Source organism: Haladaptatus sp. CMAA 1909, from assembly GCF_043952005.1.
In the GTDB taxonomy this organism is placed as follows: domain Archaea; phylum Halobacteriota; class Halobacteria; order Halobacteriales; family Haladaptataceae; genus Haladaptatus.
The window spans coordinates 1-23,756 of record NZ_JBIOAV010000002.1; the positions used below are offsets into that span (position 1 = coordinate 1).

Sequence of the window (23,756 nt, forward strand, 5' to 3'; positions counted from 1 at the left end):
AGGAGGATGTCAAGGTACCCACCGTCTCACCGTCGCTCGCCGGTCGAAACGACGTCATCCGCGAACGGTGATGCCACCCGTTCGAATCGAAATCGCCGATAGGTCTCCGTTCGTCGGGACAGTGACGGTCGTCGGTTCGACCGTGATGACGACGTGACCGCCACCGAAATTCGGGACGCTCGCCACGCCCGTCCCCGCAACCGTCACCGTCGTGTCTCCCTCTACGACCGTCACGTCGCCGGTGACTCCAGTGCCCGCCGGAACGACGGGTGTAACCGGCGCGTTCGCTGGTTGGTCGGCGACGAGCGAGCCGAGCCAAATCCCTCCCAAAAGGACGGCCAGTATCACCAGTATCGCCATCAAGGCGACCGCGATGGTCCCGAGAACGATGCCCAAGGCTCCTCGCCGATTCGACCGTCGGGTTCGATGCTGTGCCCGTTCGTACCCCTCGTCGTAGCCGCGGTCGTATTCGGACTGTACTTCTTGTTTCTTGTTCGTCATCTCCGCCACCCCCTCTATCGAGTAGGAATGCGTGGAATCCGCCGCAGAACTGCGAGACGGAATACGAAAGTCGATGGGAAACCTCGGACGTCGGATGTCCGGCGGGTCGTTCACCGATTTTCGGCTCTCACCGACGGTCCCCGACTGTACTACTGCTGTACTCCGATAGAAGTCCCCCCTCGTCCTTCTCCGACTACATATAGGATATACAACAACATAAGGATTTGTACCAATACGGTAGCGTTCGAACGGGATAGAACGACCCGTCGACTCGGGAACCGGTGTGCACGCGGCCGTTCTACCCGTGGATTGACGGGGCTTCGTTCCGTTTACCGGACGATGGAAAACCCCGAATTCGAGGAACTGCAAGAACGAGCGGCCGATGCCGTTGCCGGAGAGGGACTCGAATCCGTGTACGTCGGACTCGTTCACCACGGCGGCGAACAGGAGTACTACTTCGGAAACGACGTCGAGGAAAACGAAGAGCTACAGGAGATGACCGTCTCCCAATTGGCAATGTTGCTTCGCGTCCTCGCGGATCGATCCGACGCCACCGCCGACGAAATCGCCGACCTCGCGGCCGAACACGCGGATCAAATGCAACTTCAGTGACCGCCGCTTGAACCCCTACCGGTCGGACAGCGACCCCGGGTTCCACGACCCGTCGAAGTCCTCGTGGGTGAACGGCTTCGCGTCCGCCCCGGCGTAGGTTCCGACGACCTGTCCGTCGCCTTCGAGGTAGTACTGGTAGGTCGTCAGACCTTCGAGGCCGACCGGTCCCCTCGCGTGTATCTTTCCCGTGCTGATTCCGACCTCGGCCCCCAAGCCGAACCGATAGCCGTCGCTGAACCGGGTCGAGGCGTTGTGGAACACGCTCGCCGAATCGAGGCCGCGCATGAAGCGACGCGCGCGCTCGGCGTCCTCGGTCACGATGGACTCCGTGTGCTTCGAACTGTACGCGCTGATGTGGTCGATGGCATCGACGAGCGAGTCCACGACTTTGACGGCGATAATCAAATCGCCGTACTCGGTCGACCAGTCGTCTTCCCCTGCCGCTTCCATCGCGACTATTTCGCGGGACGCTTCGTCCCCTCGCATCTCGACGTTCGCGTCCTCGTAGCGCTCGGCTATCTCCGGGAGGAACTCCTCGGCCACGCTCTCGTGGACGAGCAGCGTTTCCACCGCGTTACAGACGGCGGGATACTGCACTTTCGCGTCGTACGCGATGTCCGTCGCCATCGAGAGGTCCGCCGCGTCGTCGACGTAGACGTGACAGATCCCCTCGGTGTGTCCGAGGACGGCGATGCTCGTGTTGTCCTGTATGTAGCTGACGAACTCCGAACTGCCCCGCGGCATGAGGAGGTCGATTGCGTCGTCCATTCCGAGCAGCGCATCCACGTCCGCCCGCGCCTCGATGAGTTGCGACCACCCGTCGGGCATCTCGGACGTCGCTTCCCGAATGATTTCGAAGAGTACCCTGTTCGAATTGCTCGCCTCGCTCCCGCCCTTCAGTATCACCGCGTTCCCCGACTTGAGTCCCAGGGCGGCGATTTGGACGAGCGCGTCGGGCCGCGATTCGAAGATGGTTCCGATAACGCCGATGGGAACGGTACACTTGTACAGTTCGAGATTCTCGTCGAGTTCGCGCGCCGTTTGGGTCTTCCCCAACGGGTCGTCCTGGTCGGCGACGCTCCGAACCATCTCTGCGATGCCGTCGAGTTTCGACGGCGAGAGTTCGAGTCGGTCCACGAGGGCCTGACTGTACTCCCCCGCCGCGAGGAGTTCTTCCGCGTCGCCAACGTCCCGCTCGTTGGCGTCGAGTATCTCGTCGCTTCGCTCGATGATCGCGTCCGCAATCGCGTTCAACGCCGCCGACCGCTCGTCGTCGGATCGCTTGGCGAGTTCCAGCGCGGCGCTCTCTGCCTCTTCGACTTTCGTTTCCGTGGGTTTCTCAGTCATCGGTGGTGTCCTCCGGGACGAATATCGTTCCGACCGCCTCCTCGTCGACGATTCGCTCGACGACGTCCTCCTTCGTGGATCGCGCGATGATGGCCGGGATTCCCCGCTCGCTCACCGAATGGGCACCGGCCACCTTCGTCTGGATGCCGCCGAACTTCGCGGTAGCGCTCTCGTCGACGATCTCCTGTACGTCCCCGTAGTTGTACCCTACCGCTTCGATACGTTCCGCGTCGGGATTTTCCTTCGGGTTGCTGGTGTAGACGCCGCCGACGTCCGTGAGCGTGACGAGCAGTCCTGCGTCCACGCCGACCGCCACCGACGACGAGAGCATGTCGTTGTCGCCGATCTGAATCTCCTCGGTCGCCACCGCGTCGTTCTCGTTGATTATCGGGACGATTCCCCACTCCAGCAGCGTTTCGATGGTGTTCTTGAAGTTGGTGAATCGTTCGGCGCTGTCGAGGTCGTTTTGCGTGACCAGTATCTGTGCGATCTTCTGGTCGTAGCGCTCGAAGCTCTCCGTGTACCGTCGCATGAGGTGGGACTGACCGACCGTCGAGAGGGCCTGTGCTTCCTCGATGGTCCCGTTCGGGTACCCGATCCGGCCCTTCCCGGCACCGATGGCCCCGGACGAGACGAAGAGGACGTCCCGCCCGCGCTCTCGCAGTTTCATCACGTCGTCCACGAGTTTGTCGAGTTTTTCGTCGTCGAGCTTCGACGTCTCGTCCGTCAGCGAGTTCGTTCCCGCCTTGATGACGACTCTGTCGGCCGTCGCCGCCTTCTTCCGCGCCCGTTTCAGCGCCCGCGTTTCGCTCGCCTCATTCATCGTCATAGTCGGGTGCCAACTCCTTGGAGCGATCCTCCGCCGCTTTCACTGCTCCCCCGATGGTCTCCTCCACGGAACTGTCGCGAAGGACTTCCATTCCCGCTATCGTCGTCCCCTTCGGGGAACACACCGCCTCTATCAGGTCGTCGATGCTCTCGTCGGACCGGAGTACCGTCTCGGCGGCACCTTTGAACGTCTGTGCGGCGAGCATCCTCGCATCCTCCGGACTCAAACCGCCCCTTACACCGGCCTGCTGTACCGCGTTGAGTAGGTAGAAGACGAACGCGGGTCCGCTGCCGTTGACGGCGGTTGCGACGTCCATCTGCGCTTCGTCTATTTCGACGAAGATGCCCACGTCTTCGAGGAGCGACTCGACGTCGTCCGTGACTTCCGCCCCGGCGACCGCCGCCGCCATCGTCCCCGATTCCGCCGCGAGGTTCGGCATCACCCGAACGACCGCCGCGTCGGTCCTCGCTTCGAGCATCGCCGTCGGGACGCCCGCGGCGATGGTGATCAGCGTCTGCTCCGGGCCGAGTTCGAGTTCCGCGACGACGTCCCCGACCAAGTCGGGCTTGACCGCGACGAACACGATTTCCGGTTCGGTCGCGGCGTCGACGTCCATCGTCGTCTCCGAGCAATACTCCGAAACCGCATCGAGGGCCTCCGGGTCCACGTCGTATGCAACTACGGTGTGGTTTCCCGTTCTGGAGAGCCCCTTTACGAGGGCACCTCCCATGTTTCCACACCCGATAACGCTAGCCTGTACCATCGTATACTGGTCCGTCGTAGGGACGGAGACTAAATAACGTTGGTAACGGCAGGGACTGCCATTCGATCGAAAAAAGTCGCGCCCCTCTCAGGCGTCGGTCGTTACGCTTCGGTCGATGTTGGATACCCCGCCGAGTTCGTTTACGACGGACTCGGCGTTTGGACGTGTGAGATATATCCCGTGAGGTCCGTCGTCGTGATCATCCCGATGACGCCTTCGGTCTCGTCGACGACCGGCATGTGGTGAAATCCGCGTTCGACCATGTGGTCGGAGACGTCCCGAATCGAATCTTGTGCCGTCGCGGTGGCCACATCGGTACTCATGTATGTGGAGACGGGCGTTTCGTCCTTGGGTTGGCGTTCGGCGACTATCCTGACGAAGTCCGTCGTCGTCAGGATCCCTTCGAGGTGGTTTTGGTCGTCGATGACGATTACCGACCCCACCTCGTTGGCAAGCATCTTCTGTGCCGCCTCCTCGACGAGCGTGTCGGGCGTGACCGTCTGAAGCGTGGTAGACATGAGCCGTCCCACCAGAACGTCTTCCATATTCTCTACTCTTCACGAATATGGATAAAGGTTCCCGCTGTTACAATTTCGAAGCCTACTCCTCACATCCGACCGGCGTAGCATCGATCCGTCTCGTTTATCGAACGGTTCCGGTTCGAGGTCCGAAACCACGGAGACGGGAGCGAACGGGGAATATCCACGATAGCTTTCATAGCTACCTATCGTACCTATTTTACAATCGGTGACTATTCTAATCGTTCTCCCTCCCGGTTTCGACGTTCGATACGCACCATCGTACGGACGATAGCCGCCGGTACCGTCGCATTCGATCCACGAGGTGGGCTGTCGGCCTTATTATTGTTGCGTTCAAACAACAATATCTGCCAGACTCACTCACCTTATATGGTTGTGGGTACCACACACGACTGGATATCATGACCAGGGATCGATTTATTCGGGGACCTCCCCGAACAAACTCCACCTTCAGATTCTGACGTACAGTTCCTCGATACCACGCTCCGCGATGGCGAACAAGCGCCCGGCATCTCGCTCACGCCGACCGACAAGGCCGACATCGCACGAAAACTCGATGCGACCGGCGTTAGTTTCATCGAAGCGGGCAGCGCTTGCACGGGAGCGGGCGAGAGAGAGACGATTTCGCGCGTCGCCGACCTCGGCCTCGACGCGACGGTGACGAGTTTCGCCCGCGGCATCAAGGGCGACATCGACTTGGCGCTCGACTGCGGGGTCAACGGCGTCAACCTCGTGGTCCCGGCGAGCGACCGCCACATCGAGGGAAAGGTCGGGACGACGCATGACGAGGTGGTCGAGACGACCGTTCGGCTCACCGAATACGCCAAGGACCACGGCCTGTGGGTCGAAGTCCTCGGTGAGGACGGGTCGCGCGCGGACCTCGACTTCCTCGAACGACTGATGCGTGCGGGCCTCGACGCCGGTGCCGACCGCATCTGCTACTGCGATACGGTCGGCCACGCGACGCCGGACCACACGGCGGACGTCATCTCCCGATTGGCACCGCTCGGTCCCACGGGTACTCACACCCACGACGACCTCGGGTTGGCGTTGACGAACGCGCTGGTGAGCATCGCGGCCGGGGCCGACCTCGTTCACGCCACCGTGAACGGCATCGGCGAACGCGCTGGCAACGTCGCGCTGGAAGAGGTCGCGGTCGCGCTCGACCACGGCTACGACGTCGAGACGGTCTCGTCCGAAAAGTTGTACGACCTCGCACAGACGGTCGCGACGGCGACGGACGTTCCGCTCGCGCCGAACAAAGCCGTCATCGGCGAGAACGCGTTCACACACGAGTCGGGAATCCACACCGACGGGACGCTCAAGGACGATGCGATGTACGAGCCGTACTCCCCGAGCACCGTCGGCCGCGAGAGACGACTCGTCCTCGGAAAGCACGCCGGACGTGCGGGCGTCCGTGCGGCACTCGACGAACACGACGTCGACGTAACCGGGGAGGAACTGAACGCGATAGTCGAGCAGGTGAAGGAGATCGGCGAACGCGGAAAACGCATCACCGACACCGACCTGCTCGCCATCGCGGACGAAGTACAGGGCCGCCAACGCGACCAGCGCGTGGAACTACTGGACCTCACCGCGACGAGCGGCGGTGCGACACCGACCGCGAGCGTTCGGCTATCCGTCGACGGCGAAGAGCAGGTGGCGAGCGGCGTCGGGAGCGGTCCCGTCGATGCCGCCATCACCGCGACCCGACGGGCGCTCGATATCGACGCGACGCTCGAATCGTATCACGTGGATGCGATTACCGGCGGGACGGACGCGCTCGTCACCGTCGAAGTCGAGGTGTCGCTCGGCGACCATTCGGTGACGGTGAACGCGAGCGATTCGGACATCACTCGCGCCAGCGTTACGGTCATGCTCGACGCGTTCAACCGACTCCTCGAACGGAGTCCGAAGCCCGCTGTGGCCGATGATTGACGACCCGTAAGTCGGCCACACGAAGCGGATTTTTATGGAAATCACGCACCGACAGTGGCGTATCGTTCCACGCGCTATCGGCTCGGGGAATGTACCACAACACTCACTGTTCACCGTACCGATAGAGGGTTCATGGCTGGGGGGTCAGGAGAGAAATCGATCACTCGGAGGGGCTTTCTCCTCGGGGCCGGTGGCGTGGTAGCGACCGCTGCGTCCGAACCGACGGCGGCGCAGGAAGGCGGGTCGGGAGGGAACGATAGCTCCGGAAACGGGAGTTCGGGCGGCGGTGGTGGCACGACACAGACGGTACAAGTCGGTCCCGGTGGCGACCTCATATTCGACCCGGACTCGGTGACGATAACGCCCGGAACGACGTTGGAGTTTGTTTGGGACTCGGACGGTCACAACATCTTCGTCGAAAATCAGCCCGACGGCGGGAACTGGGACGGAACGCCGGGCGGCCAGAGCAAGTTGTACGACACCGGCTACACTTACTCGCACACGTTCAACACCAACGGTGAGTACGAGTACTACTGTGTCCCTCACCGAAGCGCCGGTATGACTGGAACCGTCACCGTCGGCGCTTCGAGTGGCTCGTCCCAACCGGCGATTCCGAGCAAGGCAAAGACGTTGGGATTGGCCGCTACCGGTGCGCTCGCGTTCGTCTTGGGGATCGGGTACTTCCTCCTGCGATACGGTGGAGACTACGGGGAGTCCTGACCGGTGAACTGGGGAAATTCTTTCCTACCGGATGGTTCGCGACGGAGGTGAACGGGACGATTCGACCGCTCGGACGTTCGATCCGAGGACCGAGCCGTCGCTATCCTCCCATGTCCTCCGTTTCAGTCCCACTGTATCCGCTCGTGGATGAGGATGGTACCGTTACTACGAACGGTGACGAGATGGTCGTCGATCGTGAACCGCACTTCGATGCCGCTCTCTTTCTCCTCGCTCGCCTCGATGAGGTCCTCCAGTGCCTCCGGATTGACGTACTCGTACAAGCTGAGTGAGGCTTGTCTTTCCGGCGGTTCCAGCGTATCGACGAGTGCTTCGACGAGACTCACTGTCAGGGATTCATCGGCGTCAACGGAACGTGTCCGTTGCAAGACGTACTGGGGTGGGACGCTCGGACCCGGACGATTGTCTTCGAACCAAGTCGCCTCAGTGGCACTTGCCTTGCTCGGCATACCTTCTATTTTTCCGCTATCCACTTCAGTAATCGCCCCTTACTCGGGAATTTGATAAAACTTCGGTGAAATAATCGGGTATGAACTCGACGATTACGCTTATTCGGGATGCGCTCTTCCATCGAGTCTCGTTCAGTACCCGTCCGATCCCGGCGAATCACCGATCACTAGTCACCGATATAGTTCCAATAATGGATACTACAATCAAATTTTGTGCTTCAGGTAGTTACTTTTCCTCCTCGGTCCATGATTCGATCGCACTCACACGGCATAACAGAGACACGGTCCAGCGCCATCACTCGGACACAGCCACTTTCGCCGACTGCCTGTGAGCGCACGGTTCGCACTCCGTCTTTTTCCATCGACTGCGTACCTGACGAGAGCGGGGAAGGTGTCCACGTGGCGACCCAACGGACCCGCGTTCGCTTGGTACGCTCCGCACCTGTCTAATAGCAACAGTTATGTGTGATACTCTCTAACATGATATTGTCGTCGTACAGCTCTACAACCAAGGTAGTTCAGGAATGATTGCCTGTCGTCCACGCCACAGGGTAGGCGTCACACGACGTCTGCTTTCGATGCGTCACTCTCCTCATAGCGATGCGACGCGGTATCGAGATGGAAGAACGATGACCGTTCCATCCTAGTTATTTGGTAGCTCATACCGTACCTCCGTAGTATGGCACAGCAAGAAGTCCAACAGGAACTCACGGTCGACCGATTTACCCTCGGTCTGGTCGGTCCGGAACAGGAGTGGGCCGGTACCGTCGCCGATGGCGGCACCATCGAGACGCACACACCGCCGGCGTGCTGGGGACCGATGATAACGCCCGAATTCCGGGGTGGACACGAAGTGACCCGTCCGATTCGGGTCGAGAACGCCGAGGTGGGCGATGCGATCGCGCTCACAATCAATTCCATCGACGTGACGAGCATCGCGACGAGCACCGGAAGCATGCGGGAGCGCGACGGCGCGTTCGGTGACGACCCGTTCGTCGACCACAAGTGCCCGAACTGTGGGACGAAGTGGCCGGAGAGCCTCGTCGAGGGGACCGGTGAGGAGGCGATCAAATGCGCGGAGTGCGGTGCGAACGCCTCTTCGTTCGGCTTCGAATACGGATACACGGTCGCGTTCGACGACGAGCGCACGGTCGGATTGACCGTCAACGAAGCGGGTGCCGACGAGTTGGCGAACCGGGCGGACGAGGCGATGGCGCTCCCCGAGAATTCGCGTCAGCATCCGATTCTCCTCTACAAACCGTCGGAGATGCCGGGCACGCTGGGTCATCTCAGGCCGTTTATCGGAAACGTCGGGACGACCCCGCCAATCGAAATCCCCGACTCCCACAACGCCGGGGACTTCGGCCAGTTCCTGATCGGCGCGGACCACGACTGGGGGCTTCCGGACGAGGACGCGCTCGCACGACGAACCGACGGCCACATGGATATCAACGCCGTCCGCGAAGGGGCGGTCCTCGTCTGTCCCGTCAAAATCGACGGCGGCGGCGTTTACGTCGGCGACATGCACGCCAACCAAGGCGACGGAGAACTCTCGCTCCACACCACCGACGTGAGCGGCCGTGCGACGTTCGACGTTACGGTGATCAAGGGGCTCGACATCGACGGTCCGCTGCTCCTCCCGAACGAGGAGGACCTCCCGTACATCGGCAAACCCTACTCGGCGCAGGAACGCGAGCGCGGCCGACAGCTCGCGGCCGAGTACGACGTCGACGACGTCGCCGAGATGGGACCGCTACAGGTCGTCGGGAGCGGCGCGACGATAAACGACGCGACGGACAACGCCTTCGAACGCGCGGGAACCCTCCTCGATATGTCCGAAGGGGAGGTGCGCGCCCGGTGTACGTTCACCGGCGGCGTCGAAATCGGACGCCTCCCCGGCGTCGTGCAACTCACGATGCTCGCGCCGATGGAGCGCCTCGAAGAACGCGGAATCGCAGACCTCGTTCGCGAACAGTACGACCTGTAGGTCGGCCGCTCGTTCGATTTCGGTTATCGTCCGTCTTCGCAACCGCCCCGAACCGGCGGAAACACCGTCAGTTCCGCATCGCTCGGGCACGCATCGTTCTCGCCGACCCGTTCGCCGTTCACGGAGATGCGCGCACTGCCCTGTAGGCGACCGTCGTCGCCGTACAACTGGGTCTTCGCTCTTGGATATTGTTCGACGAAGGCGGCAAGCGCCTCCTTCACGGACCCGCCATCGAATCGCACCGATACCGTTTTCTCGCCTGTCGCACTTCGAAGCGGACCGTACACCGTAACTCGCATGTGGTCTGCTATGCGATATGGACGGAAATGCGCTCGGCGTATTTTCGCACCGAACACCGCCCTCTCATCTCACGGTGAGGTCATATCGAACGGCGGTTCGGTTTCCGGCGGGAGCGGAGTCTCGTAGCCCCGTTCTCCGGTTTCGTCCTCGAACTCCTCGTTCGCTTCCGCGACGACGGCGGGATTTTCGATGAGCGCGTACGCGGTTCCGCCGAGAACTTTCGCGGCGTAGACGGCCCCTTTCTTCCCGAAGTCGCCGTTCGCCGCGGTTGCCTGCCACGTGTGGCCGGGCGTCCCGACCGCCCACGTCGCCGCGCGGAACTGACCGGTCGGCGTTATCCAACTCACGTCCCCCACGTCGGTCGAACCTCCGCCGACTTTTCCTTCCGCGTGCGGTGGAACCGGTTCGTCGTAGAGGGCCGCGTCGCGTATCTCCTCGGCGTACTCCTCGGGGACGTCTTCGAGACTCGCCTCGATTCGGTCGTCGGGGATGGTCCCCTTGAGTTCGCCTGCGAACGCCCGGTCCTCGTCGGAATATCCGACCTTCCCGAGCTCCCGCATGGTCTCCCAGATGACGTCGGAGACGGTTCGGTTGGGAAGGTAGTCCCAGCAGCCGGTGACGAATCGGCGTTCCACGTCCGTTTGCGTCATCGTGGCCGCACCGTCGGCGATGTCCGTCAACCAGTCGCTGATCCGTTCGACTTCGGACCGCGTCGGTGCGCGGACGTAGTACCACACAGTCGCCGTCGCGGGAACCACGTTCGGCGCGTCCCCACCGTCCGTGATGACGTAGTGGACGCGGGCCTTCTCGGGGATGTGTTCCCGCATGTATTCGACGCCGGTGTTGAGAAGTTCGACGGCGTCGAGCGCGCTGCGACCTGATTCCGGTGACGCGGCGGCGTGGGCGGAGACGCCTTCGAACGTGAACTGAATCGAGTCCATCGCTAGCGAGCGGCCCAGCGTGGGCGTACTGAGGGTCGAGGGATGCCACGTGATGGCCGCATCGAGGTCGTCGAAGGCACCGTCGCGGGCCATGAACACCTTCCCGACGAGCGTCTCCTCCGCCGGACAGCCGTAGAATTCGACCGTTCCGTCGATGTCGCCGCGTTCGATGGCGCGCTTGACCCCGATGGCTCCGCCGACCCCGGCGACGCCGAAGAGGTTGTGCCCGCAGCCGTGTCCCGGCGCGCCCGGTTCGACCGGGTCGTGATCCGCCGTCACCGTCTGTGAGAGGTCCGGAAGCGCGTCGTACTCCCCGAGAATACCGACCGTCGGGTCGCCGCTTCCGTACGAGGCCGTGAACGCCGTCGGCATTCCGCCGATTCCGACCTCGACGTCGAACCCTTCCTCGTCCAACCGGTCGATAAGGACCTGTGCGGATTCCTCCTCGTGGAGACCGAGTTCCGGCGTCTCCCAGATGCGTTGGGCCATCGTCACCAATCGTTCCCGCTCGCTTTCGATTTCCTCGAACACGTTCGCTCTCGTCATGACTCTCGGCTCGTATGCCGCGACCATCAACGTTCGGCTCCCTGTCCGCCTTCACCGGTATTCTTCGGCGCTGTCGAGTTCACGTCGCATCTGTCCGACCGTGTGTCATCGAAATCCCCCTACTGTACCATCCTGAGACGACGTAAATCGTTGGAATAGGTGGGATAGGTGACTGAGTTACGGTAGTTGAAATAGGATTGGGGCACATATCGACGATCGGTTTAATAAAGCGTTCCGCCGAGGGGAACCGATTCCTCGGGGGTGACGAGGACCGGATTTCCGTCGTCGCCCGGGACGCCAACGGTCAGCGCCTCCGATTCGAATCCGGCGATTCGAACCGACCCCAAATTCGTCGCACAGAGCACTTGCATTCCGACGAGGTCGTCGGCGTCATGATGGTATCCCACCTGCGCCGCCGACCGGAGCGACTCGTCACCGAGGTCCAATCGGAGTTTGACCATTTCGGGCTTCTCGGCTTCGGGAAACGGTTCCGCGTCTCGCACCTCGGCGACGCGAATGCTCGCGTCGAACGGGCTGTCGGTCATACGGATTCCACTACTTCACAACGGTAAGTGGTACCGCCCGGTTTCGTCGTTGGTCGACGACGTGGCGCGGCGGAGACGACGACTACTTCGACCGCAGTCGCTCGATGATGCCGGCGGTCTTGTCGAGCGATTCGATATCGGTAATCGAATCGCCGACACCGATCCGTCCGGATTCGACCACGTCCGCACAGATTCCGCCGCGGCCGTTTTTGAGCGCTCGCGCGACGCCGTCCTGCTCGTTGAGTTGTTCGACGTGCGCACAGGGAGGCCGCGGTCTCGTCCCCTCCAACAGCGCGTCGCCGACCCTGAATCGATGGTCCAGTAGGTCGTGCACGTCGATACCTTCGGTGACGATGTTGCGCCGATGCTCGCCGGCCGTCAGGTCGAGTCCGAACTCCCGATTTATCTCCTCGATGGCTTCCCGGGCCAGCAGCGTGACCTGACAGACGTCGAACGGCGAGTAGTAGCCCGTTCCGTTGAAGTATCGGTCGCCTCGCAGTCCCCCGTCGGCGACTGCGTGCACTTCCGTGACCGACTGCATCGGTTCGGACCCGCCCTCCGCGATGAAGAGATCCGTGACGTGGGCCATGCTACCCATTTCGCTCCGAACGTAGATAACGACTCACATCGCTCACCTCGATTCGATGAATTGGCGGACGAAACGATTCGTTTCACGGGTAGTCCGTGTTGTCTGGCGGGGTGTAACGAGTTCGGTCGTAGGGGAGAGGAGCGGCCGAAAACTGGTCGCCCAAATTACCGCTTGAATATGCAACCACACCGAGTATAATGCTCAACTACCACATCCGGTTAGAAGGTACTACTATGAGACGCCACTGCTCGCAGGACGATGTCGATTTCGGTGAAACGCCCGTATCGTTGCGACTCCTCTCTCTCGATTGTACGATCGAATCGAATTCCGATAACGAGTGCCCATCTGCTTCGGCCGACTCCGGCACGGGTAGCGTCATCTCCCCATAGAAATGGTCGAGCACACCCGGACACTCGGATTCAAGGTCGCGTTCGCGCTCGGCCTCGGGACGATGATCGCCGCCGGTATCTTCTCGCTCTCCGGAACGGCGGTGGCGGCGGTGGGAAGCAGCGCGATCATCTCGTTCGTTATCGCAGCGGTTATCGCGAGCATCACGGCTTACACGTACTCGGAGTTCGCCTCCATCTACAGCGAAAACGGCGGCGGGTACCTCTTTTCCTCGCGCACGTTCGAGGAGGACCGATTGCTGTTCGCCATCGGGTCGTCGCTGTTCCTCGGCTACTGTGCGACCACGGCGTTCTACCTCGCAACCATGGGCGAATGGTTCCACCAGTTCATCATTCCCCACGGCATTCCGATTCCACACGGCGCTATCGCCGTTCTCACCACAGTTCTCCTCGGCTACCTCAATTCGAAGGGAACCGAGGAGAGCGGCACCTTTCAGGTACTCGTAACGAGCGCGAAGGTGGCCGTTCTGGTAGTGTTCATCGGCGGTGCCTTCGCATTCGCCGGGCCGACGCACGCGGTCGGGAAGTTCGCGACCAATTTCCAGACCGACGCTGGCGGCATCGTCTCCGTCGCCGCAGTGGCGTTCATCACGTTCTTCGGGTTCTCCGCCATCGCCGCCAGTGCGGGCGAGATAATCGAGCCACGGAAGACGGTTCCCAAGGCCATCGCCGCGAGCATCCTCACGGTAACGGTGCTCTACATCTTCGTCATCGTCGCCATGGTCAACTCGCCGATTCCGGCGGAGGTCGTCGCGAAGCAGGGCGAAACCGCAATGGGGAAGGTCGCCGCGGCGTTCTTGGGTTCGTTTGGAAAGTGGCTCATCGTCGCCGGTGCCATCTTCAGCATGGTGTCGGCGTCGAACGCCTCCATTCTGGCGGCGTCGGGTATCGGTTCCCTGATGGGAAAACAGGGGCAAGCGCCACGACGGTTCAGCCGGATTCATCCGACGTACGCCACCCCGTTCTGGAGCGTCATCGCGACGACGGGGGTCATTTCAGCCCTCATCGTCGGCTTCATCGCGCTGTTCCCCGCCGAAGGTGGGATCGTCCCGCTTCACCTCGGTCTCAACGCGTTGACCGGTTTCGCGAACCTGAACCTGCTCGCGCCGTTGGCGGTCGTCAACGTCGCGCTCATCGCCTCCCGTCGTCGGTTCCCCGACCTCGAACGCCCCATCAGGGTTCCGTTCTCGCCGTGGTTGCCCGTGTTGGGAATCGTCGCCAACCTCGCGCTCATCGCCAAGTTGCCGCCAACGGGAATCGTCGTCGGCGTCGCCGTCGAACTACTGTTCGTCAGCGGGTACCTCGTATGGGGCGGCGCGCCCAACGTGGACGAACTGGTCAGACACGCCGTCGAACAGCAGACGCAACCGCTCGGAACGACCGGGGATGGGCAAGCCGGAGCGGAGACGCTATCGGAACCGGATACCGACGTGGGGGCGGAAGAAGGGGGGACCGAAGACCGCTACCGCGTACTGGTGCCGATGGCGCGCATCAACCGCGCACCCGAGTACGTGAAACTGGCCGCGGCGCTGGCGAACGCCCGCGCCGAAAACCCCATCATTCACGTCCTCAACGTCACTCACATTCCCGACCAGACGCCGTACGAGATGGTACAGGACACCGCCGAAAAACGCGCCGACCGACTCATGGAGCGTCTCGACACCGTGGACGTCGGCGCCGAGTATACCGTCGGCGGGCACATCTCGCGGGACGTCGGGTTCGACATCAACGAAACCGCCCGCGATACGGGAGTGGACCTCATCCTGATGGGGTACCCCGAAGAACACTACGAAATCGCGGAGTCGGTCGAATACAACGCCCCCTGCGACGTGCTGTTCGCGCAGAACTTCGAAACGGGGGATTCGGAGGAACTCGACGCCATCAACGTCGGCGTGGGCGGCGGTCCGCACCACGAATCCATGCTCTCGCTCGCCGGTACCCTCGGTAAAACGGGCGCGACGGTCCACGTCATCAACGTCACCCCGACCAGCGACAACGGGACGACGGAGGATATGCAGGACACCCTCGACGAACTGCCGTCGGATATCGCCATCGAGCGCCACGAGGTCACGGCCGAAAGCGTCGCCGACGGATTGGTCGACGTCGCCGCCGAGAACGGGGGACCGTTGTTCATCGGCGCATCCCGAACGCGATTGCTCAAACGATGGATCCTCGGGTCGACGCCCGATCAAGTCATCCGAAAGGCCGACGCCGTCGGCGTTCCGGTCGTCGTCTACGCGACACCGACCGGCATCGCCGGCCGTCTCGGTGAGGCGTTGACCCCTCTCGGTCGGCTCACTCGACGGGTGTTCGGACGAGACCAGCGACCGGATTCGGCCAGCCCCGTTCGTTCGGACTGATCGACACTAACGCCGCACGGGACGGTCCGACTGGGACTCGTCGGTGTCGCGGTCTTCACCGGACCGTTTTCCCTACTCTTCGACTTTCCACTCACCGGCCTCTTCGCCGTGGAACGCCCCTTTCGCTTCGCGCCGGGTCGGCCAAAAAGTCACGATCGCCATCGACAGGTAGAACAGCAGTACGCCACCGATGACGACGGCACCGGGTATTCCCGGAACTTCGGCGGTTGCAAGCGGACTCTCGTTCGGAACGAAGACGGAGATGCGGAAGAGCCACGCCACGAGGAGAACCGTGAGCAGGGGAAAATATATCCGTTTCAGTCGGCGAGAGAGGGCCTCTCGAAGCGACACTTTCACCGTCGGTTTGCGCAGATCCGAACCGATCTTTTCACGCCAGTCGCGATGAATCGCGCCCTCCGGGTTGAACACGTTCGCGAAGACGTTCTCCTCTATCATCCGCACCCGCGAACGTGTCGCATCGTAGGTGCGATACCGCCGAACATCGAACAGCAGGAACATGACCATCGCGAACATCCCGATAAGCAGGAAGTACGGCGGACTGTCCACGCTTTCGAACGACAGCGCGAGCATCGCCACGATGACGGCTATCGCCCAGTCTATCGTGAGGTCCAACCGGTCCAACCGCGTGGCCATCTGTGAGACTTCGCCGCGATAGTAATGCGGCATCAGCGAGAGGAATTCGGAATCCTCCTCCGCAGCCTTCGTTGCCACGTCGCGGGCGCTCCGCTGCTCCGGATCGAACTCCTCGTCTTCCCGTTCCCCCATACGAGTGAATTGAACGTGCGGGGATAACTACCGCTCGGTGGAACTGTCGTCGTCGGCCCTCTCTTTTCGCCGTCACTGATAGAACTCGTCGAAGTCGGCATCGAATCGCCGTAGACCGAAGGGTCGTTCGACGAGAGTTCGGTCCGTGTCACCCAGCGATGGAGTCCGGGACGTCCTCCGGATACCGGTCACGATTCTCCCGATAGTATGTGGCCACGTAACCGACGAACAGGAACTTCATCGCCATCGCCGCCGCAGTAAAGAAAACGGTTTTGAGGGGCCGTTTCCGGTACGCCGAATGGACGGCGTATGCCGTTACGAGTCCGTTCGCGTAGTTGAGAAGCTCGATGGGTCGTCGCTTTCCGCGATGTCGATAGTACATCCGTTCGCCGAGGACGACCCGCGTCATCCACGCGTCGTCGTTCGTTGGCGGGGAGAAGAGAACGGGATTGATGACGCTGAAACCGATTGCCCCCGCGACGACGCGCGGTCGCCGAAAGTAAATTCCGCACATGAGAAGGGGGAGGACGAGCACGCGTGACCAGCCACTACGTGGATTCGCGTGCCGCATCCAGAGCGTATCCTTGACGCGACGCCAGTACCCCGACAGAGAATCGAGCGAGTGTTCGTTCGATTTGGGTTCTTCCATCCGTACGTATGGTATCTCCCGAGTGGCTAAAGAATTCCAACTCCGTCGAACGTGGACGTACAACGAATCGCGAGACCGTCTAGATGGCAGGAAAACGCGTCCGCGAAACCAGTGATTCGTCCGTTGAAAAGGTCCTACGCACCGAGTTCGGACACTGTGACGGATCGGTCAGAATGAATCGTAACGGAGTATCCTACGTACTCGAAGCGGATTTCCGGCGACCCACGCCGATAGAGGTCCTCGAGTGCATCCGGGTTGATAGCTTCGTAAAGGGGGGTTGCAGGCTTCCTATCTTTCGCTTCGGTCACCGCCCTCACCACGGTAGCAGTGAGCGATTCGGTAGTCTCGGATTCGACACGTATCGATGGCTCTGCTTTCGATGGCGGCGAGTCGTGCATGCCCTGCGCTGAGGCATGTCGTGCTATTAGGTTTACTGGGCGACGAGGTAACATGTACCAAAATATTCGGCCAGTCCGGTGACTCGACAGCCGATTTATACACAAGTTTCGTATTCTACGTACACAAAAAACTTAAACAGCTATTCCCCGACTGTGTAGATGTGTATCGCTACCATGCCACGAGCAATCTTCGACGATAGCGAGTACGAGCGGCGTTTAGAGCGGACGAAAGAGCGACTGCGCGAGGAGGAACTCGACGCGCTCGTCGTCGCCGACCCCGCGAACATGAACTACCTCTCGGGGTACGACGGCTGGTCGTTTTACGTCCATCAGGCTGTCGTAGTCACGCAGGAACGCGACGAACCGGTGTGGGTGGGTCGCGGTATGGACGCCAACGGCGCACGCGCCACCACGTGGCTCGGCGAGGAGAGCATCCGCGCGTACAGCGACGACTACGTCCACTCGCCGTACGACCTCCATCCGATGGACTACCTGAGCGAAGTGTTGGAGGACCTCGACGTGGAGGACGGCGACATCGGCTTGGAGATGGACGCTTACTACTTCAGCGCGAAATCCTACACGCGCCTCCAGAAGAACCTTCCGGAAGCCGGTTTCGAGGACGCCACGCTCCTCGTCAACTGGCTCAGAATCAAGAAGAGCGAGCGGGAACTCGATTATATGCGCGAGGCGGCCCGTATCTCGGAGGAAGCGATGCTGGCCGGACTCGACGCCATCGAGGAAGGCGTTCCCGAGTACGAGGCGGCGGCGGCAATCTACGACGGCCTCATCCGCGGTACCGACGACTTCGGCGGCGACTACCCGTCCATCGTTCCACTGATGCCCTCGGGGGACCACACGGGGACGCCGCACCTCACGTGGACCGACCGGGAGTTCGAGGACGGCGACCCGGTCATCATCGAACTCTCCGGCTGTCGGCACCGCTATCACTCGCCGCTCGCCCGCACGACGTTCGTCGGCGACCCGCCGGACGCGATTCAGCGGACGGCCGACGTGGTCGTGGAGGGACTGGAGGCCGCGATCGACGCCGTCGGACCCGGCGTCACCTGCGAATCGGTCGAGAAGGTCTGGCGGGACACCATTGCCCAGTACGACCTCGAAAAGGAGGACCGCATCGCCTACGCGATGGGACTGGGCTATCCCCCGGACTGGGGCGAACACACCGCCAGCATGCGGCCCGGTGACGAAACGAGATTGGAAGAGGACATGACGTTCCACATGATTCCGGGCCTCTGGTTCGACGATTTCGGCGTCGAGTTGAGCGAGACGTTCCGCGTCACGTCGAACGGTGCCGAAGTGCTGGCGGACTTCCCGCGTCGCCTCTTCACGGCGTAGGGGAGGAATCACGGAGGCCAATGAAACCCATCGAAGAATCGGGTGAGAGGGCCGTTAGCGGGGGAAAAGAACCCTCAGTTAGTCTCCGGCGCGCGAACCTGATTGTCCAGCGTCTCGCCCGATTCGAGGCGTTCCAGGTTCTCCGCCACGATGTCGGCGAGTCTGTCCCAGTGCAGCGGCGTGTGGCCGCCGGTGTGCGGTGTGATGAGGCAGTTCTCCAAATCCCAGAGCGGGTGGTCGGCCGGGAGGGGTTCGGGGTCGGTCACGTCCAGTGCCGCCCCCCGAATCTTGTTCGATTGGAGCGCGGCGACGAGCGCGTCGGTATCGACGATCGGACCGCGAGCGGTGTTGACGAGGACGGCGTCCGTCGGCATCGTCGCGAACTCCGACGTTCCGATGAGGCCGCGCGTCGCCTCAGTGAGCGGGCAGGCGACGACGACGTAGCGACTGCGCGAAAGCGCATCGTGGATGGCGTCCTCGTCGAAGCCGACCACCTCGTCCGTCGGTCCGCCCTTTTCCGGGGTGTATCGGACGCCGACGGTTTCGACGTCGAACCCCTGAAGGCGCTGTGTGACGGCCTGTCCGATGGACCCGAGACCGATGACCGTCACGGTGCTGCCGGTGAGTTCGCCGGACTGGAAGTGCCGCCACTCGGAGCGCTGCTTGCGTCGCCATCCCTCGTGGAGGCGGCGGGCGAAGACGAGCATGTTTCCGACAGCCTGCTCGGCGATGCCGGGTGCGTGGATGCCGCCCGCGTTCGTCACCGCGACGCCGCGCTCCGCGAGGGCGTCCATGGGGACGTGATCGGTGCCCGCGAAGGTACACGCGAACAGTTCGAGTTTGTCGGCGCGGGCGAGCAGGGATTCGTCCACGGTGATGCCGGTGACGACCCGCGCGTCGGCGACGAGTTCGCGTTCCTCTTTCGGCGTTCGGGCGTGGACGACGGTTCGGTCGGGGAGGCGGTCGCACAACGCCTCTGCGTACGATTCCATCGACAGTCCTTCGGTCCCCTCGCGGAGGACGACGATATCCGGGTTTTCACTCATGATGCACCGCCGCGTCGATTGACGCGAATCGATGGCCGAACGATTGTGGGGGTCCAACTTAGTCCTTTTGTGTAGTCGCTGTCAACGGATTGCGTTTACAATTAAGTGATTGGGGCGTGTCAGTACCACACATGGCAGAGTCAATACGTGACCGACTCGTCGACGTGCGACGCGAGTTCCATCGGTACCCGGAACCGGCGTGGCGCGAGTTCTACACGACACACCGACTCGTCGAGGAGATTCGGGGGATCGGCGTCGACGAACTCGCCGTCGGCACCGAGGTGTACGACAGCGACGACAGGATGGCCGTCCCCGACGCCGAGGACATCGAGGAGTGGTCCGAACGCGCCCGCGAACGCGGTGCCGACCCGGACCTCCTCGACAGCATGGAAGGGGGAAACACCGGGATCGTCGCGGTCCTGAACCGAGGTTCGGGACCCACGGTCGGCCTTCGGGTGGACATCGACGGCCTCTTCATCGAGGAATCGACGGACGACGACCACGTGCCCGTCGCCGAGGGATTCAGGTCCGAAGGGGACGGGACGATGCACGCCTGCGGTCACGATTCACACATGACGTGGGGGTTGGCGACGCTCGAAGCCATCGCGGAGAGCGACTTCGACGGAACGCTCGTCGTCTTCTTCCAACCCGCAGAGGAGGTGTCCGGCGGCGGCCACCCGATGGCGGAAAGCCGATTCGCCGACGACCTCGATTACCTCTTCGCCGTCCACGTCGGTCTGGACCACCCGACCGGCGAGGTGGTCGCCGGAATCGAGCGACCGCTCGCCATGTGCCACGTCGACGTGACGTTCGAGGGAACCTCCGCACACGCCGGGAAAGCGCCGCAGGACGGCGACAACGCGATGCAGGCGCTCGGTACTGCCATCCAGAACGCCTACGGGATTCCGCGGCACGAGGACGGGATGACCCGCGTCAACCTCGGGTGGGCGGAGGCGGGGACGTCGAGCAACGTCATCGCCGACTTCGCACACGTCGAAGCGGAGGCGCGCGGCGAGACGACCGAACTCATGGAGTACATGCAATCGCGATTGGACAGGACGCTCGAAACCGCCGCCGAGATGCACGGCTGTGACGTGGACATCGACGTGCGGAGCAAATCCCCTCGCGCCGACAGCGACCCCGAACTCGCCGACGTCGTGGCGGGCGTCGCCCGCGAGACGGCGGGCGTCGAATCGGTCCTCCCGGCCGCGGACTTCGGCGCGAGCGAGGACGCGACGTTTTTGATGCGGCGGGTACAGGAAAACGGTGGCCTCGCGACGTACCTCATCGTCGGCACCGACCACCCGACCAGCCATCACACGCCGACGTTCGACGTGGACGAGCGAAGCCTCGAAATCGGCGTGGACGTGCTGGTCGAATCCATCCGTTCCGTCTCGGGGACCGAAGCGTGAACTCCGAACGGACGGACGGCGGGAAACGCACCGCCGACGATATCGTCACTGTCACCGACGTGAACGCAGCGCGGGATCGCCTCGACGGCGTGGTTCACCGGACGCCGCTGGACCGGTCCACGACGTTCGCGGAGCGAAGCGGGGCGGCCTCCGTCGGCCTTAAACTGGAGAACATGCAGCGGACGGGGTCGTTCAAGAGTCGCGGCGCGTACAACACGATGGCGGGGTTGTCCCCGGCGGAACGCGAACGCGGCGTCGTCGCGTCGAGCGCGGGGAATCACGCACAGGGCGTCGCGTTCGCGGGTGGACTGCTCGACATCGACACGACCATCGTCGTTCCCGAAGTGACCCCCTCGGCGAAGATAGAAGCGACGCGCGGGTACGGTGCGGACGTCGTCGTCGAAGGCGACATCTACGAACGCTCCTACGAGCACGCCCTCGAACTCGCGGACGAGGAGGGGTTGCAGTTCGTCCACCCGTTCAACGACGAGGAGATAATCGCGGGACAGGGAACCGTCGGCCTCGAACTCCTCGACCAGTATCCCGAGATAGATACCGTCCTCGTCTCCATCGGCGGCGGCGGGTTGATTTCGGGCATCGGGACGGTTCTCAAAGCGCACGACCCGGATATTCGCGTCGTCGGCGTCCAACCCGAGGGGGCGTTCCACGCCAAACCGTCGCTCGAACGCGGCGAAATTCACGAACTGCCGGACGTAGACACCGTGGCGGAAGGCATCGCCGACACCCGGCTGCTCGGCAAGACGTTCGCCGTCATTCGCGAACGGGTGGACGACGTGGTGAGCGTCAGCGACCGCGAGATGCGTGTCGCCGTCACGCTCCTTGCGGAGCGTGCCAAAACCGTGGCCGAAACGGCGGGGGCAGCGCCGCTCGCGGCGCTGCTCTCCGGCGCGGTGGACGTGGAGGACGAACACGTCGCGGTCGTCGTCTCCGGCGGCAACGTGAACCTCTCGGAACACGCCGATTGCACCCGAACCGGTCTGATGCGACTCGGCCGATACGCGGAGGCCCGTCTCTCCGTCGCCGACTGGCCGACCGGACTCGGCGCACTGACCGAAACCCTCGACCGCCACGGCGCGGAACTTGAGGAAGTAGAGCGGGCACGACGAATCGACGCGGACGACCCGAACCGAACGCCGGTGACGGTCGGCGTGGCAGGAGGCGGACGGGAGCACCTCTCATCGGTGTTGGACGCGTTGAACGACCGGGACGGAATCGAGGTAGAAAACAGCACGCTGGACGGGTGACGCGAACCGAAACCGTCGTCACCGGGTTTCGTTCACGCGTTTCTCAGGCCGGTTTCGCCGACGGCGTCCCCGCCGCCTCGATGGCCTCGTTCAGGATGCCGACGCCCATCTCGATTTCGCGTTCCGTCGAATCGAGCGGCGGAAGGAGGCGGATGGTCTTCTTCCCGCATCCGAGGGTGAGGAGGCCGCGTTTCAGCGCCTCGTGAACGACTTCGTCCCGGCGGTCCGCGGTGTCGAACTCCACGGCGAGCATGAGTCCTTTGCCACGCACGTCGACGACGTGTCCCGGCGCGGCGTCGCGGAGCAGTTCCTTTGCTTGCCGTCCGCGTTCCGTCGCGTTTCCGAGCAGGTCGTACTCCTCGATGGCGTCGAGCGTGAGCGCGCCCTGCATCGACGCGAGGAGGTCGCCGCCGCCGAACGTCGACCCCAACCGGTTCTTCTCGGACGGGAAGAGGTCGGACCGTGAGATGGTCGCACCGGTCCGAAGCGCCTTCGCGCTGGCGATGACGTCGGGTTCGATGGGGTAGTGGTCCGACGCCCACATCTCTCCCGTGCGACCCACGCCGGACTGGATTTCGTCGACGACGAGCGGGATGTCGTAGGTTTCACAGACATCGCCGACTTCGGCCATGAACTCGGGGTTCGGAAACCGATAGCCGCCGACGCCCTGAACCGGTTCGATGGTGACGAACGCGACTTCGTCGGGGTTGACGTGACCGCCTTCCGGTTGGAGCGCGTTCCGTAACTGTGAGCCGTTTCCGGTGAAAAAGCCGCAGTCACAAGCGCCGTCGCTGTCGTCAGTGTCGCCCGTCGCATCGCAGAACGGGACCGTACGGATTCCCGCGATTTCCGGGTAGTGACGCGTGTACACCTCGTTCGAACGGGTCAACGAGAGGGTCCCGAGCGTTCGTCCGTGAAAGCTCCCGTCGAACGTGAAGGCGTACTTGGCGGCGGGTTTGTGGTCGTGGGTTATCTTCATGGCGTTCTCCATTGCCTCGGCCCCGGAGTTCGAGAGGAAGACGGTGTCCATGCCGTACTGGCTGGAGACGTCGACGAGTTTTTCGACGAGGTGGCTCGACGCGGGGAACTCCGCCGTCTCCGGGTCCGGACCCGCGCCGAAGTACATGTCCTGTCCGGCGATTTTCATCGGTTCGACCAGCGAGAACTCGCGCAGTTTGCCGAGTATCTTCTCGTTGTTGTACCCGAGCGGTGCCGCGCCGATGTGGCAGGTAAAATCGAGCAACACGTTGCCGTCGACGTCGGTGACGAACGGGCCGTCCGCCTCGCCCGTCACGTCCCAGACGAACTCGTGTGAGAACTCGCTCGGCGCGGAGTGTTCGTGATGAAAATCGATCCACTTCTGTGCGTTCGGACCGGGCAGCGTGACCACGTCGGGATTCGCCGTGTCCCTATCCATACACAATGTTCGTATATCCCGTTATTAAAACTTGTTGTC

The 23,756-nt window shown here is 62.5% G+C and carries 23 protein-coding genes; 8 read left to right on the forward strand and 15 right to left on the reverse strand.

Annotation, left to right across the window (positions count from 1 at the left end; translation table 11 throughout):
• Nucleotides 1-54: 54 nt before the first annotated feature.
• On the reverse strand, nucleotides 55-501 hold the full coding sequence (locus ACGYLY_RS18095; protein ID WP_395284402.1) for a hypothetical protein: 447 nt from the start codon (nucleotides 499-501) through the stop codon (nucleotides 55-57).
• A gap of 339 nt (nucleotides 502-840) precedes the next feature.
• Between ACGYLY_RS18095 and ACGYLY_RS18100 the strand changes: the two genes are divergently transcribed.
• Nucleotides 841-1,113 carry a hypothetical protein gene (locus tag ACGYLY_RS18100; protein ID WP_395284401.1) on the forward strand — a complete coding sequence of 91 codons (273 nt, stop codon included), beginning with the start codon at nucleotides 841-843 and terminating at the stop codon, nucleotides 1,111-1,113.
• 15 nt (nucleotides 1,114-1,128) lie between these two features.
• On the opposite strand, the gene ACGYLY_RS18105 is transcribed toward ACGYLY_RS18100, so the two are convergent.
• The 4 genes from ACGYLY_RS18105 to ACGYLY_RS18120 form a co-directional block, all read right to left on the reverse strand.
• Entirely contained in the window at nucleotides 1,129-2,460 is a 1,332-nt protein-coding gene (locus ACGYLY_RS18105) for a glutamate-5-semialdehyde dehydrogenase (protein ID WP_395284400.1), read from the reverse strand.
• Nucleotides 2,453-3,283 carry a glutamate 5-kinase gene (gene proB, locus ACGYLY_RS18110; protein WP_395284923.1) on the reverse strand — a complete coding sequence of 277 codons (831 nt, stop codon included), beginning with the start codon at nucleotides 3,281-3,283 and terminating at the stop codon, nucleotides 2,453-2,455. The genes ACGYLY_RS18105 and proB overlap by 8 nt, the downstream gene beginning before the upstream one ends.
• Complete coding sequence (gene proC, locus ACGYLY_RS18115; protein WP_395284399.1) at nucleotides 3,276-4,052, reverse strand: pyrroline-5-carboxylate reductase; 777 nt, start codon at nucleotides 4,050-4,052, stop codon at nucleotides 3,276-3,278. The genes proB and proC overlap by 8 nt, the downstream gene beginning before the upstream one ends.
• A 140-nt stretch (nucleotides 4,053-4,192) precedes the next feature.
• Nucleotides 4,193-4,597 carry a CBS domain-containing protein gene (locus ACGYLY_RS18120; protein WP_395284398.1) on the reverse strand — a complete coding sequence of 135 codons (405 nt, stop codon included), beginning with the start codon at nucleotides 4,595-4,597 and terminating at the stop codon, nucleotides 4,193-4,195.
• 405 nt (nucleotides 4,598-5,002) lie between these two features.
• Here ACGYLY_RS18120 and ACGYLY_RS18125 point away from each other — a divergent pair, with 405 nt between their 5' ends.
• Together ACGYLY_RS18125 and ACGYLY_RS18130 are read left to right on the forward strand one after the other, a co-directional pair.
• Entirely contained in the window at nucleotides 5,003-6,529 is a 1,527-nt protein-coding gene (locus ACGYLY_RS18125) for a (R)-citramalate synthase (RefSeq protein WP_395284922.1), read from the forward strand.
• 132 nt (nucleotides 6,530-6,661) lie between these two features.
• A complete protein-coding gene (locus tag ACGYLY_RS18130) occupies nucleotides 6,662-7,249 on the forward strand; it encodes a plastocyanin/azurin family copper-binding protein (RefSeq protein WP_395284397.1) in 588 nt (195 codons plus the stop codon).
• A 122-nt stretch (nucleotides 7,250-7,371) separates the two neighbouring features.
• On the opposite strand, the gene ACGYLY_RS18135 is transcribed toward ACGYLY_RS18130, so the two are convergent.
• Complete coding sequence (locus ACGYLY_RS18135) at nucleotides 7,372-7,716, reverse strand: HalOD1 output domain-containing protein (protein WP_395284396.1); 345 nt, start codon at nucleotides 7,714-7,716, stop codon at nucleotides 7,372-7,374.
• Nucleotides 7,717-8,395: 679 nt separating this feature from the next.
• Here ACGYLY_RS18135 and ACGYLY_RS18140 point away from each other — a divergent pair.
• Entirely contained in the window at nucleotides 8,396-9,703 is a 1,308-nt protein-coding gene (locus ACGYLY_RS18140; protein WP_395284395.1) for an acetamidase/formamidase family protein, read from the forward strand.
• Between the two features lie 23 nt (nucleotides 9,704-9,726).
• Here ACGYLY_RS18140 and ACGYLY_RS18145 read toward each other — a convergent pair whose 3' ends face one another.
• The 4 genes from ACGYLY_RS18145 to ACGYLY_RS18160 all read right to left on the reverse strand — a co-directional run bounded on the left by ACGYLY_RS18145 (nucleotide 9,727) and on the right by ACGYLY_RS18160 (nucleotide 12,624).
• Nucleotides 9,727-10,002, reverse strand: a complete 276-nt coding sequence (locus ACGYLY_RS18145) for a ubiquitin-like small modifier protein 1 (RefSeq protein WP_395284394.1) — start codon at nucleotides 10,000-10,002, stop codon at nucleotides 9,727-9,729.
• A gap of 69 nt (nucleotides 10,003-10,071) precedes the next feature.
• Nucleotides 10,072-11,490 carry an amidohydrolase gene (locus tag ACGYLY_RS18150; RefSeq protein WP_395284393.1) on the reverse strand — a complete coding sequence of 473 codons (1,419 nt, stop codon included), beginning with the start codon at nucleotides 11,488-11,490 and terminating at the stop codon, nucleotides 10,072-10,074.
• Between the two features lie 221 nt (nucleotides 11,491-11,711).
• The gene (locus tag ACGYLY_RS18155) at nucleotides 11,712-12,035 is read right to left on the reverse strand and encodes a tRNA-binding protein (protein WP_395284392.1); all 324 of its coding nucleotides are present in this window, start codon (nucleotides 12,033-12,035) and stop codon (nucleotides 11,712-11,714) included.
• 82 nt (nucleotides 12,036-12,117) lie between these two features.
• Nucleotides 12,118-12,624 (reverse strand): MOSC domain-containing protein, encoded by a 507-nt coding sequence (locus tag ACGYLY_RS18160; RefSeq protein WP_395284391.1) that lies wholly within the window; start codon nucleotides 12,622-12,624, stop codon nucleotides 12,118-12,120.
• Between the two features lie 391 nt (nucleotides 12,625-13,015).
• Here ACGYLY_RS18160 and ACGYLY_RS18165 point away from each other — a divergent pair, with 391 nt between their 5' ends.
• Nucleotides 13,016-15,391 (forward strand): amino acid permease, encoded by a 2,376-nt coding sequence (locus tag ACGYLY_RS18165; protein ID WP_395284390.1) that lies wholly within the window; start codon nucleotides 13,016-13,018, stop codon nucleotides 15,389-15,391.
• 72 nt (nucleotides 15,392-15,463) lie between these two features.
• Here ACGYLY_RS18165 and ACGYLY_RS18170 read toward each other — a convergent pair whose 3' ends face one another.
• The 3 genes from ACGYLY_RS18170 to ACGYLY_RS18180 all read right to left on the reverse strand — a co-directional run bounded on the left by ACGYLY_RS18170 (nucleotide 15,464) and on the right by ACGYLY_RS18180 (nucleotide 17,224).
• A complete protein-coding gene (locus ACGYLY_RS18170) occupies nucleotides 15,464-16,177 on the reverse strand; it encodes a DUF2270 domain-containing protein (RefSeq protein WP_395284389.1) in 714 nt (237 codons plus the stop codon).
• Between the two features lie 148 nt (nucleotides 16,178-16,325).
• Entirely contained in the window at nucleotides 16,326-16,826 is a 501-nt protein-coding gene (locus tag ACGYLY_RS18175; RefSeq protein ID WP_395284388.1) for a DUF6653 family protein, read from the reverse strand.
• A gap of 134 nt (nucleotides 16,827-16,960) precedes the next feature.
• A complete protein-coding gene (locus tag ACGYLY_RS18180) occupies nucleotides 16,961-17,224 on the reverse strand; it encodes a HalOD1 output domain-containing protein (protein ID WP_395284387.1) in 264 nt (87 codons plus the stop codon).
• Nucleotides 17,225-17,398: 174 nt separating this feature from the next.
• Here ACGYLY_RS18180 and ACGYLY_RS18185 point away from each other — a divergent pair, with 174 nt between their 5' ends.
• Nucleotides 17,399-18,577: a M24 family metallopeptidase gene (locus tag ACGYLY_RS18185; protein WP_395284386.1), complete on the forward strand. Its 1,179-nt coding sequence runs from the start codon at nucleotides 17,399-17,401 to the stop codon at nucleotides 18,575-18,577.
• A 74-nt stretch (nucleotides 18,578-18,651) separates the two neighbouring features.
• Here ACGYLY_RS18185 and ACGYLY_RS18190 read toward each other — a convergent pair whose 3' ends face one another.
• Nucleotides 18,652-19,623, reverse strand: coding sequence for a D-2-hydroxyacid dehydrogenase (locus ACGYLY_RS18190; protein ID WP_395284385.1), 972 nt, complete (start codon nucleotides 19,621-19,623; stop codon nucleotides 18,652-18,654).
• Nucleotides 19,624-19,754: 131 nt separating this feature from the next.
• Here ACGYLY_RS18190 and ACGYLY_RS18195 point away from each other — a divergent pair, with 131 nt between their 5' ends.
• Together ACGYLY_RS18195 and ilvA are read left to right on the forward strand one after the other, a co-directional pair.
• Nucleotides 19,755-21,035 (forward strand): amidohydrolase, encoded by a 1,281-nt coding sequence (locus ACGYLY_RS18195; protein ID WP_395284384.1) that lies wholly within the window; start codon nucleotides 19,755-19,757, stop codon nucleotides 21,033-21,035.
• Nucleotides 21,032-22,300 (forward strand): threonine ammonia-lyase, encoded by a 1,269-nt coding sequence (gene ilvA / locus ACGYLY_RS18200; protein WP_395284383.1) that lies wholly within the window; start codon nucleotides 21,032-21,034, stop codon nucleotides 22,298-22,300. Before ACGYLY_RS18195 ends, ilvA begins: the two co-directional genes overlap by 4 nt.
• Before the next feature lie 43 nt (nucleotides 22,301-22,343).
• Here ilvA and ACGYLY_RS18205 read toward each other — a convergent pair whose 3' ends face one another.
• On the reverse strand, nucleotides 22,344-23,717 hold the full coding sequence (locus ACGYLY_RS18205; RefSeq protein WP_395284382.1) for an aminotransferase class III-fold pyridoxal phosphate-dependent enzyme: 1,374 nt from the start codon (nucleotides 23,715-23,717) through the stop codon (nucleotides 22,344-22,346).
• Nucleotides 23,718-23,756 lie beyond the last annotated feature (39 nt).